The following is a 12,612-nucleotide window of genomic DNA, read 5'->3' as shown; positions in this document are numbered from 1 at the left end:
TCGCCCGTGACCGAGGCGACTTGAGCCGATGGGACCGGCTCTGGGCCAGCCACTCGCACGGTTGCGGCCGCGGCAGAGTACGAGGAGGTACGTATGCCGGGATCAGTGATAGTCGCCGGGGTTCGCACACCGATCGGAAGGGTCGCGGGCAGCCTGCGTGACCATTCCGCCGTCGGGCTCGGCGCGCTGGCTATTGCAGCCGCGGTCCGTGCCGCGGGCATCGACGGCGGCGACGTCGACGCTGTGGTGATGGGTAGCGCAGTGCAAGCCGGAGCGGGTCCCAACCCCGCCAGGCAGGCCGCGGCCGGAGCGGGAATCCCGATGGACGTCCCCGCGACCACCATCAACAAGCTGTGCCTGTCCGGCCTTACGGCCGTCGCGTTCGCAGACCAGCTCATCAGCACCGGCCAGCACGACATCGTCGTGGCGGGCGGCATGGAATCGATGACAAATGCGCCCCACCTCATTCCGCCGCCGCGCCGCCGAACTGCCGACGTGCAGGCCACGGACGCGCTGGACCATGACGCCCTGCGCTGTGCCTTCGACGGGGAGCCCGCCGGGATCGCCACGGAGCGCTACCAGACCCGGTTCGGCATCCCGCGCGGGCAGCAGGACGACTTCGCCGCTCTTTCTCACGCCCGAGCTGTAGCCGCCGGCAAGGCGGGCCTGCTGGCCGAGGAAATCGTCCCCGTGGCCATCGCGCCCTTCTCCGACCGCCAACTCGTTGAGCACGACGATGGCGTCTGGCCTGACCCCCTCGCGGAAGGATCGCCTGCTCCCCATGACGGCCTGCTTCAGAACGACCAGGGGATCATCCCCGGCGACTTCGCCGCACAGCCCTCCGACGGCGGCTGCGCCATGGTCTTGATGAGCAGGGAGCACGCAGAACGCCGCGGGCTTGGCTGGCTCGCCGAGATCGGCGCCTATGGAGTCACAGCCGGTACTGACCCCTCGCTCTTCGGGCAACCGGCGGCCGCCGCCCACGACGCACTGCGCCGGGCGGGAGGGCTCACGGTGGGGGACGTCGACCTGTTCGAGATCAATGAAGCCTTCGCCGGCGTGGTCATCGCCTCCATGCGCGATCTCGGCCTCACCTCGGAGCGGGTCAACGTCAACGGCGGCGGCATTGCCCTGGGGCACCCCATCGGCATGACGGGCGCCCGCATGATCCTGACCCTTGCCCTGGAGCTACGCCGGCGCGGAGGAGGCATGGGTGTCGCCGCGCTCTCCGGAGGCGGAGGACAGGGAGACGCCGTCCTGCTGCGCGCTCCCGGAACGCGCCCAGGCACAGCGGCCCGGGAAGCAGGGTGCTGTGCTTGAGACGGAGCGTCACAGGGCCGTCGCCCCGCCGTCGATCGTGAAGGCCGCACCCATGATGTACTCGGCCTCGGGGGCGAGTAGATAGGCGACGAGCTTCGCGACCTCCTCAGCGCTGGCCCACCGTCCAGCAGGAGTCGCCTCGACCACCTCCTTCACCATGTCGCGGTAGGGAAGATTCATGGGGGTTGCGATGTAGCCGGGACACACTGCGTTCGCACGGATGCCGTGCGTTCCATACTCCACCGCAAGCCTCTTCGTCAGCCCTACCAGCCCGTGCTTCGCTGCCGTGTAGGCAACCCCGCCACCGCTGGCGACCAGCCCTGCCATCGACGCAACGTTGACGATCGCTCCCCTCGAGCGCTCCAGCATCGATGGCAGCACCGCCTGGCTGGTGAGGAACGGGCCGGTCAGGTCGACGGACAGCACCCTGTGCCACTGCTCGAGAGGCATCTGGTGGCACGGCGTTGCGTCGTCTGGAACTCCGGCCACATTGCACAGGAAATCGATACCGCCCGTCTCTTCGATGATCGTCCCGACCGCTCGGCCGACCCCCTCAGCGGAGGCGACGTCCGCCGTCACCGCCACGTGGCGATTGGCGTCGCCCGCCAGCTCGCCCAGCGTCTCGTGCATCGGTGCCGTGTGGATGTCGAGCAGCGCCAATCGCGCCCCGCGCGCTGCCAGTTCGATGGCGACGGCACGGCCGATGCCGGAAGCGGCGCCGGTCACCAATGCGGTGCGATCTTCGAAACCCATCACGGTGATGGCCCCTTCGGCTCGCTGAGGCAAGGCCCGGCCCGGCCCGTCACTTGACCTCGGTGGACCGGTTGTCTCTCCATATTTAACCAAGCACTTGCTTGTGTCTAGACGAGCGCTTGCTCAAGTCGTAGTCTCCCGGCATGCCACTCGTCGATAGGGACATCACGGACGGCTATGCACTGGGCATCGACGTCGGCGGCACTTTCACGGACATCGTGCTCGCCGGACCGCATGGCCAGGTCGCCGTCACCAAGTGTTTGAGTACGCACCACGACCCCACGGAAGGAATCCTGCGTGGGGTTCAGTCGGCGCTGTCCGACGCCCGAGTGGCGCCCGCCGCGGTCACCAGGGTCGTCCACGCCACCACGCTGGCCACCAACGCGATCCTGGAACGTAAGGGCGTGCGTGTCGCCTACGTGACGACTCAGGGTTTCCGCAGCATGCTGCCGCTCGGGCGGTATGCGCGGGTTGAAGAGGACCGGTACGACATCCACTTCGCCCCGCCCGCCCCGCCGGTCGAGCCGGCCCGCTGCTTCGAGGTGCCCGAGCGGATTGACCACCACGGCAGCGTGCTGGTTCCGCTCGACGAGAGGGCCGTGCGGCAGGTCGCCGAGCGGATCGCGGCAGCAGGTACCGACGCGGTCGCAGTCTGCCTGCTGCACTCCTACTCGAATCCGGAACACGAGCGACGCGTCTCGGGGATCCTCCGAGAGATCCTGCCGCCCGACACCGCCGTTGTCGTCTCCTGCGACATCTGGCCCGAACTGCGCGAGTACGAACGCGCCACCACGACTCTCATGTCCGCCTACGTCGGCCCCGTCATGGCCCGCTACCTGCGCAGGCTCCAGTCCCGGCTGTCCGACCTGGGTATCCAGGCAGGCGTCCAGGTCATGGAGTCAGGCGGCGGAGTGATGTCCGCCGACCTGGCCGGACGCCGTGCCGTGGCCACCATCGAATCAGGCCCGGCGGCCGGGGTAATCTCCGCGCGAACCACCGGACTCGCCGCGGACCGGCCTGACGTCATCTCCTTCGACATGGGCGGCACCACCGCCAAGGCCTGTGTGATCCGGGACGGCCGCCCCGACGTGACCCGTGAGTTTCACGTCGGTGGCAAGGGCAGCTTCGGCGGCAGGCGCGCCGGCACCGGCGTACCGATCAAGACCCCCGCCATCGACCTCGCCGAAGTCGGCGCCGGCGGCGGGTCGATCGCCTGGGTGGATCAGGCCGGCACCCTGCACGTGGGCCCCCGCTCCGCAGGCTCCCAGCCCGGGCCGGCCTGCTACGGGCTGGGTGGCACCGAACCGACCGTGACCGATTGCAATCTCGTCCTCGGCTACCTGGATCCCGACGCCATCGCCGGCGGCACCCTTGCCCTGCGCCGGGACCTCGCCGAACAGGCCGTCGAAGCGGCGCTGGCCGGACCACTGCGCACCGACCGTGCCGTCGCGGCCCATGCGGTCCACGAGATCGCCAACGCCACGATGGGCGGCGCCGTACACGTCGTCACGGTCCAGCGGGGGATCGACCCGCGCGGCTTCGCCGTTGTCGCCTTCGGCGGGGCAGGCCCGATGCACGCTGCACGTGTCGCCGAGCGCTTCGACATCGACACCGTCATCGTCCCGCCCTCCTGCGGCGTCGGCTCAGCAGTAGGACTCCTGGTCACCGACCTGAGCACCGACCGGGTCCTGACCCGACCCACCGCGCACGCGGACGCCGACCTCGACACGATGCAACGTACCTTCACCGACCTGGCCGCCTCGGCCGCGCAGGATCTCGGAGTCCGTCTGGACGATCCCGACGTCGAGGTGCACCGCGCGGCCGACGTCCGTTTCACCGGGCAGGCACACGAACTCACCGTCCAGATCCCGGGCACCAGCATGACCAAGACCGACCTCGACGAGGCGGCAGACCGGTTCCATGAGGAATACCGCCGCGCGTACGGCATCCAACTGCGCGGGCCCGTCGAGTTCGTCAGCTACCGAGTGCGCGTGACTCGCGTGGTGCCCAAGGTGCCGGTGAGCCGCAAACCGCTGGCCGCCGACCACGAGTCGGCCCGCATCGCCGAACGCGCCGTCTGGTTCCGCGAGCACAACGGCTATGTGCAGACGCCGGTCCACGACCGGGCACGCTTGTACCTCGGCGACGACTTCGACGGCCCGGCCATCGTCCAGGACGCCGAGTCCACCATCGTCGTACCGCCCGGCTGGTACGCGCACATCGACGCCGAAGCCAACGTCGTCCTGACCAAGACCGCGAGCCGAGCTGAGGGAACCCGATGACGGACACACTGACCGCAGAGGTTCTGCGCAACGCCCTGTCTGTGGCCGCCGAGGAGGCGAGCATCGTCGTGGTGCGCTCGGCCTACTCCACGTTCATCGTGGAAGGCTCCGACGCCTCGGCCGCCATCCTCGACAAGCAGGGCCGGCTCATCGCCCACTCCGTCGCCACCACCCTGATGAACAGCATGGCCCTGTCGGTGGCCCTGCCGTGCGTCATCGAGGACTTCCCGCTGGAGTCGATGCGCCCCGGCGACGTCTTCATGACCAACGATGCCTATCGCGGCGGCATCCACACCAATGACCTGCTCGTCTTCCGCCCCGTCTTCGTCGACGACCAGGTCGAGTACTTCACCGCCACACTGATCCACGTCTCGGACCTCGGCGGCATCTCGGCCGGCGGCATGGCCACACTCGCAAACGAGATCTTCCTCGAAGGACTGCAGCTGCCTCCGGTCCGGGTCGCCACCGCCGCAGGCACCGACGACCAGGTCATCCGCATCCTGGCACTCAACAGCCGCACCCCGGACAAGGTGCTCGGCGACGTCCGAGCCCTCATCGCCGGTACCGCCGTCGCCGCCAGCCGCGTCGACGAACTCCTCACGGAATACGGGCCGGCGGAGTTCCGTCAGGGCATCGACGACTACCTCGACCACACCGAGCAGCGCACGCGGACCGCACTGAGCCAGTTCCACGGCGGCACCTACCGCAGCGAGTACGTCATCGACGACGACGGCATCCACCCGGACACCTCCTACAAGGTGCGGGTCGCAGTGACGCTCGGCGACGGGAAGGCCGTCCTCGACTTCGAAGGCACCGACGCCCAGGTGCCGGCGGCGATCAACTCCAGCCTCTCCCAGTCGCTGGCAGCCGCAGTGTTCGCGGTCCGCTGCTTCCTGGACCCCAGCATCCCCATGAACGACGGCTGCCTGCGCGTACTCGACGTCCGCCTCCCTGAGGGCTCGCTGCTCAACGCGCAGTCCCCCTATCCGTGCGGCGGACGCTTCATCCCCTGCTACGCCGCCATGGAAGCCATCTGGCAGGCCCTGTCGGACGCCTTCCCCGAGCGGGCCATCGCCGCCTCAGGCATCCTGCAGCCCTTCACCATCGCCGCGCACGATGCGCCGTACTGGATTCATCTGGCATACGACTTCGGCGGCGCCGGCGCACGCAGCGGCCGGGACGGACCCGACGCCACCGGCATCCACTTCGGCCTGGGCCGCAATTCCGTACCTCAGGTCGAACCCGTCGAGAGCCGCTGCCCGTTCGTAGTGGAAAGCATGGAGTACGTCGCCGACTCCGGCGGCGCCGGGCGCTGGCGGGGGGGCCTGGGCACCCGGACGGTCTTCCGCCTGCACGCGGACGCCCACATCACCACGCGGGGGGACCGGCTGCTGAACGCGCCGCGCGGACGAGACGGCGGTGCAGCGGGTGCGCTCGGTGGTTTCTACCGGCTCACCGCCGACGGTGGAAAGCAACGGCTGCCGTCCAAGATGAACAACGAGCGCTTCCAGGTCGGCGAGGCATTCGTCGTCGAGACCAGCGGCGGTGGGGGAATCGGGCAACCGGCCGCGCGCGACGTGGAGCTGGTGCTGCGCGATGTGGCTGACGGCCGGGTGACAGCCGCAGCCGCCGCCCGGGCATACGGCGTCGTCCTGACCCCGGGCGGCGAGGTCGATGAGGAAGCCACCCGCGCATCCCGCGCCGCAGACAACCCCTGACGACCGTCCACGCACCGTGATCCGCCGGTGCGGTAGCGCGTGCGTAGAAGAACACCCCATACGCAAGGGAGACCGATGAAGTTCTCGATGATCTTCGAAGCCCAGACGGCCGACTCCTCGCCCGAGGCCGAGCAGCAAGTACTGTGCGACTGCGTGGAACAGGCCGTTCTCGGTGAGGAGATGGGCTTCGACCGGGTGTGGGCCGTCGAACACCACGCGCTGGAGTGGTACGCCCACATGAGCGCGCCGGAGATCTTCCTGACCTGGGTGGCGGCGCGGACCTCCCGCATCCGCATCGGGCACGGCGTGGTGTGCATGCCGTTCAACTACAACCACCCCGTGCGGGCCGCCGAGCGCGCGGCCATGCTGGATGTGCTGTCGGGCGGCAGGGTCGACGTGGGTGCGGGACGGGGCGCCACTCTCCAGGAAATGGCGCTGTGCAACGTCGACCCGGAGCAGACCTACGCCGAGGTGGACGAAGCGCTGCGCCTGATCGGCTCCGCCTGGCAGAATGAGACCTTCGAGTGGCACGGCGAGCTGCTCGACATCCAGCCCCCGGAGGGCAAGTACCACAAGATTCTTCCGCGCCCGGTGCAGACCCCCCATCCGCCGCTGTACATGGCGTGCACCAAGCGGGAAACCGTCAGACTGGCCGCCGAATACGGTGTCGGAGCGCTTGTCATGGGCTTCGCCGGGCCGGACGAGATCCGCGTCTACCGCAAGATCTACGACGAGGCGATCGCGGCGCGCACACCGGAGAAGATGGTCTCCACCGTCGCCAACGACTCACTGGTCGCGCTGTGTCCGACCATCGTCCTCGACGACGTGGAAAGCGCCCGCCGCTACGGCGTCCGCGGGCAGCGCTTCTTCGCCGAATCCATCGCCTACTGGTACGGCGGGGGAGAGCCCCCGACGCTCGAGTTCGGCGACGACCCCCTGGGCGACCTGGAACGGCGCAAGGAAGAGCACATCTCCCGCCTGCACGAGGCCAAGATCCCGGTCAACCCCGAGACCGGGGCCACGTTCAACGTCAACCACGCCTACGGCGACGCCCAGCAGGCCATCGACTACGTGCAGCAGCTCGTGGACGCGGGCGCGGACGAAATCATGTGCCTGATCCAGATGGGCCTGGTGCCGCAGGACGTGTGCCTGGAAACCATCCGGCAGTGGGGCGAGACCGTGATCCCGCACTTCCGCAACCAGAAGAAGGCCTGAGCACCATGCCGACACTGGCGGGCAGGGCCGCACTGATCACCGGGGCGGGCCGGGGACAGGGGGCAGCCGAGGCGCGCCGCTTCGTCGATGCAGGAGCGCGCGTGATCGTCACCGACGTACTCGTCGATGAGGGCAAGGCGGTCGCCGCGGAACTGGGCGACCACGCCGTGTTCGTCCCTCTCGACGTGTCCGACGCCGAGCAATGGCGTCACGCGGCGGCGACCGCGGTCGCCGCCTTCGGCCGCCTGGACATCCTGGTCAACAACGCCGGGATCTACGGCACACGGCCACTGCTGGAGGAGACCGCCGAGCGGCTGGAGCGGTTCTACCGGATCAACACCATCGGTGCCCTCCTGGGCATCCAGGCCTGCACCGGGGCGATGCGCGAAAGCGGCGACGGCTCGATCGTCAACATCTCCTCCACGGCAGGCCTGGTCGGCTACCCGGGGCACGCCGGGTACGGCGCCACCAAATGGGCGCTGCGCGGCCTGACCAAGACCGCCGCGCTCGAACTCGCGCCGTACCGCATCCGCGTCAACTCGGTGCATCCCGGCGTGATCGACACACCCATGGTCGCGGGCGCGCTGGCCGGCTCCGGCGCCGACTTCCCGCACGTCCCCCTGCGCCGCGCCGGACAGGCCGAAGAGGTTGCCAACCTGGTGCTCTTCCTCGCCTCCGACTCGTCCGCGTACATCACCGGAGGCGAGTTCACCATCGACGGCGGTGCCCTGACCGGCCCTGCCGTCCCGGACGAGGGGTGACGCCATGACGCTGGACGCAACATCAGCGGCGATCGTCGCCCAGATCGATGTCGTCATGTCCCGGGTCGGCACGGAGATCACCGACGCGTCACAGGCGCGGGCCCTGATGGCCACGCCCCCCGGGGCACTCGCCGATCCGACCCCCGTCGGCTCGGTGGCCAACCGAACCGTCCCCGGCCCCCAGGGCCGCCCGGTGCCGGTCCGTATCTACCGACCGCTGGACGAACCGGCCGACCCGCCGCCCGTCATGGTCTTCAGCCACGGGGGCGGCTGGGTCTTCGGCGACTTGGACGGGCATGACGACATCTGCCGTCGCCTGGCCAACCGCATCGGCTGCGTGGTCGTCTCCGTCGACTACCGGCTCGCTCCTGAACACCCCTTCCCCAAGCCGCTGGAAGACGTCTACGCGGTGCTGGAATGGATCGGACAACAGGGCGACAGCCTGCTCGCCGACACGGAGCGCCTGGTCCTGGCCGGCGACAGCGCGGGTGGGAACCTGGCCGCCGCGGCGGCACTGCTCGCCAGGGACCGGGGCGGCCCGCACGTGGCCTTCCAACTACTGATCTACCCCGTGCTCGACGCCGACTTCACCCGCCCCTCCTACGTCGAGAACGCCAAGGGATACCTGCTCACAGCTGACCACATGCGCTGGTACTGGGATCAGTACGCCGCCGCGTCGGCCCGGACACAGCCGTACGCAGCGCCACTGCAGGCACCTGATCTTTCAGGCCTGCCCCCTGCCCACGTCATCACGGCGGAGTACGACGTACTGCGCGACGAGGGCGAGAACTATGCCGAGCGGCTGCGTGAGGCCGGCGTGCCGGTCAGCATGCAGCGCTATCCAGGGGCCTTCCACGGCTTCTTCGGATTCGGGGCCCTGCTGCCGATCGCCCGCGAGGCGTTCGGTGAGGCCGTGGCCCAGGTACGGGCGGTACTCCACCGCTTTTGACGGGTTGTCAACTACCGCAGTCTGGTCGTGAAGTGAGAGAGGCCAGCATGTCACTGTTCATTGGATTCATCCTTACCGGCCTCGTCTCCGGAGCGATCTATGCGCTCATGGCGTCCGGCCTGGTGTTGTCCTACACCGCCTCGGGCATCTTCAACTTCGCCCTGGGCGGCATCGGCTTCGTCAGCGCGCTGACGTACTTCGAACTGCACACCGGCATGGGCATGTCGGTGATTCCAGCGGCCGTCATCGCCATCTGCATCGTCGGCCCGCTGATCGGTCTGGCCCTGCACAGACTGATGTTCAACGAACTGTCCCGGTCCGGTGAGGTGGCACAGATCGTTGCCACCATCGGCCTGTTGGTCGCCCTGCCCTCGCTCGCCCTGTTCGTCGTCGAGCAGTTGATCAACGCATTCCACGTCGGCCTGACCGACCCGACCAACCAGTACTCGGTTCCAGGACTCGGCCCGTCCCCGGCGCGTCACTGGAAGCTGTTCGCGGGGGTAAGCGTCGACTCCAACCAGCTCATCACCTTCGTCGCCGCCGCCATCGTCGCGATCGGACTGTGGTTCCTGCTCCGCAAGACCTCCCTCGGTCTGGCCATGCGCGCCACATCGGACCGCCGAGCACTGGCCGCGCTGCGAGGCATCGACCCGGACCGTGCCTCGGCGGCTTCCTGGATGCTCAGCTGTCTCCTGGGCGGACTGGCCGGAGTCCTCGCCGCTCCCGTCCTCGGCCTGGACGCGGGCAGCTTCACCGTGCTCCTCGTTCTCTCCGCCACGGCCGCCGTCTTCGGACGTCTGCGATCCGTGCCGGTGACCTTCGGCATCGGCCTGCTGCTCGGCGTCATCCAGAACCTGGTCGCCGGGTACGCCGACTTCGCCGGCGGCATCCCTGGCTTCCGCTCCTCTTTCCCCGTCCTGCTGCTCTTCCTCGGGCTGCTGTTCTTCAACCGCTCCCGACGCCGAGTCGCCGGGTCCGTCGCCGAGGACGCGCCTCCGCCCGACTACCTGGCCGACCTGCCGCCCTGGCGCCGGATACTGCCCTGGGTGGCCACGCTCCTCGTCCTACTCGTCTGGCTGTTCACCTTCGCCTCGGACTTCTGGGCCGGGCTCGCCGCACAGGGCCTCGCCTTCGGCCTGATCTTCCTGTCGTTCGTGATCGTGACCGGCATCGGCGGCATGGTCAGCTTTGCGCAGGCCACCTTCGTCACGGCCGCAGCCCTCACCACCGGGGCGCTCACCACACATGGCGTGCCATTCGGCGGCGCGGTCCTAGCCGGCGTGCTCACCGCCGCCGTGTTCGGGGCCCTCGTCGCACTCCCGGCCCTGCGCCTGGGCGGACGCGTGCTGGCACTGTCGACCCTGGCCCTTGCCATGATCGGCGACAAGCTTCTCTTCCAGCTCGACTGGATGACGAACAATCAACTCGGCTGGGACCTACCAACGGTGGCTGTAGCGGGCGTCAGCCTCACCGACCCCCGGGCGATGACGGTGTTCCTGCTGCTGGTGGCCGGGATCGTTTCCCTCGGGATCATCAACCTGGAACGGTCTAGCACCGGTCGCGCCATCCTCGCAGTGCGCAGCGCCCCGGCCGCGGCCGCGACGCACGGCATATCGGCGACCCGGACCAAACTCGTGCTCTTCATGTCATCGGCGGCCGTCGCCGGACTGGGCGGTGTGCTGGCCGCGATGTACAACGGCCGGATCATCAACACCGACTACCCGGCGTTCGCCGGATTCTTCTGGCTCGCCGTCGTCGTGGTCCAGGGGGTGCGAAGAGTCGGGCCGGCACTGCTCGCCGGACTCCTGGTGGCGATGGCACCGCAGGTGTTCTCCTACGTCACCGACTCGCCGCACATCCCCAACATCCTCTTCGGGGTGGGTGGGATGGTGCTGGCCAAATATCCGGACGGCGCCGTCTCCCAGTTCTCGGAGATGCGCCACAGGCGACGCCAGCGCAAGCGCGCCCAAGGCGTCGACACGGCTGAGACGGTTCCCGCGCCGACCACCCCGGTGATGAAGGTGACCGAACCCGCCTCCGCCTCCGCGGTCCCCGGACAGCCCGCCGAGCCCGCGGTTCTCGAACTCCGGGGAATCGACGCCGGCTACGGGCAGGTGCCGGTGCTGCGGGGCGTCGACCTCGTCGTGCGCCAGGGTGCCGTGGTCGCCCTGCTCGGCACGAACGGCGCCGGCAAGTCCACCACGGTCAATGTGGTCACTGGCCAGGCCGCCGCCGTGACCGGCGGGCGGGTCATCTTCGACGGCACCGACGTGACGGCGTGGCCCGCCCACCGCCGGGCCCGGGCTGGACTGTTCACCGCGCCAGAGGCCCGAGGCGTGTTTCCCGGCCTGACTGTGGAGGAGAACCTCGGCACCTGGCTGCGCGACGCGGACGAGATCGCCCAGATCTACGACCGCTTCCCGATCCTCGCCGAGCGCCGCCGCGGACCCGCCGGAGTCCTGTCAGGAGGAGAGCAGCAGTTGCTGACCCTCGCCCCGGTCCTGGTCAGGCCACCGAAGCTGATCGTCGCGGACGAGCCGGCCCTCGGCCTGGCGCCGCGGGTAGTCGACCAGATCTTCGAGGTGTTCGGGGAGCTGCGAGACCGCGGTGTCTCTCTGCTCCTGGCCGAGGAGAAGGTGCATGACGTCCTGGCCATTGCCGACGAGGTCGTCTGCCTCGCCACCGGACGCGTGACCTGGTCCGGTCCGCGGCAGGCGGCCGACGAGCCCCGACTCGCCGAGGCCTACCTGGGAATCGAAGCCGAACCCCCGACGAACCGGAACACGGTACAGGCATGAAGACAACAGTTGACAAGCGGCAGTCACCCGATGCGACGTCCGCCAGCACCCCGGCCGCCCTGGAGATCGAGGACCTCACGGTCCGCTTCGGCGGCGTCCGCGCGGTGTCCTCCGTGTCACTCCGGGCCGCCCCCGGGGAACTGCTGGGCCTCATCGGGCCCAACGGAGCCGGCAAGACAACGCTCTTCGACGCGGTGTCCGGGCTGAACCGGCCCGCCTCCGGACGCGTGCTCCTCTCCGGACGAGACGTCACCCGCGAATCGGCCCTGGCCCGCTCCCGGTTGGGACTGCGCCGTACCTTCCAACGACAGCAGGTCTTCGGTCGGCTCACCGTGCTGGACAACCTGCTGGCCGCGCTGGAGTGGCACGGCGGAGGAGGCGGCTTCATGGCGGACGTCCTGGCACTGCCATCCCGCCGCCGGCACGAGCGCAGCCGCCGCGAGCAGGCGGAGGAGACCCTGCGCGAGGTCGGACTGTGGGAGCAGCGCGACGCCTACGCTGGCCATCTGCCCGTCGGCCTCGCACGCATGATGGAACTGGCCCGCGCCGTGGTCGATGAACCGTCCGTGCTGCTCCTCGACGAACCGACCTCAGGACTCGACGACACCGAGGCCGAACGTCTCATTGGAGTCGTCCACCAACTCACCGAGAAGCGCTCCACGGCCGTCCTCCTCGTCGAGCACGACGTGCGGTTCGTCATGAATAACTGCGGGCGCGTCGTCGTGCTCAACCTGGGCGAAGTGCTCATGGAAGGCACGCCCGAGGAAGTGGCAGCCGACCAGTCGGTGCGAACCGCATACCTGCGGGGATGACACG

9 protein-coding genes are annotated in these 12,612 nt (G+C 69.1%); 8 read left to right on the top strand and 1 reads right to left on the bottom strand.

The features are described from left to right. The first annotated feature begins 93 nt into the window (after positions 1 to 93). Positions 94 to 1,320 carry an acetyl-CoA C-acyltransferase gene (locus ACIRPX_RS34960; RefSeq protein ID WP_404202828.1) on the top strand — a complete coding sequence of 409 codons (1,227 nt, stop codon included), beginning with the start codon at positions 94 to 96 and terminating at the stop codon, positions 1,318 to 1,320. A 9-nt stretch (positions 1,321 to 1,329) separates the two neighbouring features. Here ACIRPX_RS34960 and ACIRPX_RS34955 read toward each other — a convergent pair whose 3' ends face one another. Next, positions 1,330 to 2,073: an SDR family NAD(P)-dependent oxidoreductase gene (locus ACIRPX_RS34955; protein WP_404202951.1), complete on the bottom strand. Its 744-nt coding sequence runs from the start codon at positions 2,071 to 2,073 to the stop codon at positions 1,330 to 1,332. 143 nt (positions 2,074 to 2,216) lie between these two features. Here ACIRPX_RS34955 and ACIRPX_RS34950 point away from each other — a divergent pair, with 143 nt between their 5' ends. The 7 genes from ACIRPX_RS34950 to ACIRPX_RS34920 all read left to right on the top strand — a co-directional run bounded on the left by ACIRPX_RS34950 (position 2,217) and on the right by ACIRPX_RS34920 (position 12,608). Then, positions 2,217 to 4,355 carry a hydantoinase/oxoprolinase family protein gene (locus ACIRPX_RS34950; protein ID WP_404202826.1) on the top strand — a complete coding sequence of 713 codons (2,139 nt, stop codon included), beginning with the start codon at positions 2,217 to 2,219 and terminating at the stop codon, positions 4,353 to 4,355. Beyond that, complete coding sequence (locus tag ACIRPX_RS34945) at positions 4,352 to 6,073, top strand: hydantoinase B/oxoprolinase family protein (RefSeq protein WP_404202824.1); 1,722 nt, start codon at positions 4,352 to 4,354, stop codon at positions 6,071 to 6,073. Before ACIRPX_RS34950 ends, ACIRPX_RS34945 begins: the two co-directional genes overlap by 4 nt. Positions 6,074 to 6,148: 75 nt before the next feature. Next, positions 6,149 to 7,288 (top strand): LLM class flavin-dependent oxidoreductase, encoded by a 1,140-nt coding sequence (locus tag ACIRPX_RS34940; RefSeq protein WP_404202822.1) that lies wholly within the window; start codon positions 6,149 to 6,151, stop codon positions 7,286 to 7,288. Positions 7,289 to 7,293: 5 nt separating this feature from the next. Continuing rightward, positions 7,294 to 8,049: a glucose 1-dehydrogenase gene (locus ACIRPX_RS34935; RefSeq protein WP_404202820.1), complete on the top strand. Its 756-nt coding sequence runs from the start codon at positions 7,294 to 7,296 to the stop codon at positions 8,047 to 8,049. Positions 8,050 to 8,053: 4 nt separating this feature from the next. Further along, positions 8,054 to 8,998, top strand: coding sequence for an alpha/beta hydrolase (locus ACIRPX_RS34930; protein ID WP_404202818.1), 945 nt, complete (start codon positions 8,054 to 8,056; stop codon positions 8,996 to 8,998). Between the two features lie 47 nt (positions 8,999 to 9,045). Continuing rightward, a complete protein-coding gene (locus tag ACIRPX_RS34925; protein WP_404202816.1) occupies positions 9,046 to 11,796 on the top strand; it encodes an ATP-binding cassette domain-containing protein in 2,751 nt (916 codons plus the stop codon). Further along, entirely contained in the window at positions 11,793 to 12,608 is an 816-nt protein-coding gene (locus tag ACIRPX_RS34920; protein WP_404202813.1) for an ABC transporter ATP-binding protein, read from the top strand. The genes ACIRPX_RS34925 and ACIRPX_RS34920 overlap by 4 nt, the downstream gene beginning before the upstream one ends. Positions 12,609 to 12,612: the final 4 nt, after the last annotated feature.

The organism is Streptomyces sp. NPDC101225, from assembly GCF_044767585.1.
In the GTDB taxonomy this organism is placed as follows: domain Bacteria; phylum Actinomycetota; class Actinomycetes; order Streptomycetales; family Streptomycetaceae; genus Streptomyces.
This window is presented reverse-complemented; position numbering and strand designations above follow the sequence as displayed.

What these genes read in the sequence shown, in the direction of transcription:
- ACIRPX_RS34930 (WP_404202818.1), top strand. Translation starts at nt 8,054, where the DNA reads ATGACGCTGGACGCAACATCAGCGGCGATCGTCGCCCAGATCGATGTC.
- ACIRPX_RS34950 (WP_404202826.1), top strand. Translation starts at nt 2,217, where the DNA reads ATGCCACTCGTCGATAGGGACATCACGGACGGCTATGCACTGGGCATC.
- ACIRPX_RS34955 (WP_404202951.1), bottom strand. Translation starts at nt 2,073, where the DNA reads ATGGGTTTCGAAGATCGCACCGCATTGGTGACCGGCGCCGCTTCCGGC.
- ACIRPX_RS34945 (WP_404202824.1), top strand. Translation starts at nt 4,352, where the DNA reads ATGACGGACACACTGACCGCAGAGGTTCTGCGCAACGCCCTGTCTGTG.
- ACIRPX_RS34925 (WP_404202816.1), top strand. Translation starts at nt 9,046, where the DNA reads ATGTCACTGTTCATTGGATTCATCCTTACCGGCCTCGTCTCCGGAGCG.
- ACIRPX_RS34960 (WP_404202828.1), top strand. Translation starts at nt 94, where the DNA reads ATGCCGGGATCAGTGATAGTCGCCGGGGTTCGCACACCGATCGGAAGG.
- ACIRPX_RS34940 (WP_404202822.1), top strand. Translation starts at nt 6,149, where the DNA reads ATGAAGTTCTCGATGATCTTCGAAGCCCAGACGGCCGACTCCTCGCCC.
- ACIRPX_RS34935 (WP_404202820.1), top strand. Translation starts at nt 7,294, where the DNA reads ATGCCGACACTGGCGGGCAGGGCCGCACTGATCACCGGGGCGGGCCGG.
- ACIRPX_RS34920 (WP_404202813.1), top strand. Translation starts at nt 11,793, where the DNA reads ATGAAGACAACAGTTGACAAGCGGCAGTCACCCGATGCGACGTCCGCC.